Origin of the sequence: Corallococcus sp. AB049A (assembly GCF_003668885.1) — a bacterium.
In the GTDB taxonomy this organism is placed as follows: domain Bacteria; phylum Myxococcota; class Myxococcia; order Myxococcales; family Myxococcaceae; genus Corallococcus; species Corallococcus interemptor.
The window spans coordinates 1-399 of sequence record NZ_RAWL01001383.1; the positions used below are offsets into that span (position 1 = coordinate 1).

1 protein-coding gene is annotated in these 399 nt (G+C 52.4%); it reads right to left on the reverse strand.

Features of this window, described 5'->3' with window-relative positions:
- Window positions 1-351: hypothetical protein (locus D7X55_RS43155; protein WP_147470551.1), on the reverse strand; the 351-nt coding region annotated here is incomplete at its 3' end.
- Window positions 352-399: the final 48 nt, after the last annotated feature.

Consider the following 399-nt stretch of genomic DNA (forward strand, 5'->3'; position numbering starts at 1 on the left):
GTCATAGAGATCATCCACACCGCCAAGATGTGACACTTCATGAGGAACAACACCCTTGTCAAATCTATCCAGGACATTGATCTCGCCCTTCTTTCCGCCCAACTCCGCAAAACTCCGCCCGCTGCCGCGGGAGGTTTCCCAGTTGACAAGCTTTATCTCATTACGGGCGGCCCGCGGGGTACTTTTTTCAATGTCAGTGACCTCGACCGTCACGCGCGTCTCCTTCCCGCCAATATCATAGGTTCCTGACATTGAAGCCACCTGCTCTTTGAACGTCGCTATGTTCTTGGGTGTCGCACCATCCCCTGAAAACTTTGTTGGGAAGCTGATTTTCACCGAACCGTCCTTCATACGCGTAACTACAGGAACTCTGCCGTCCGGATCGACAAAGTTGTAAGG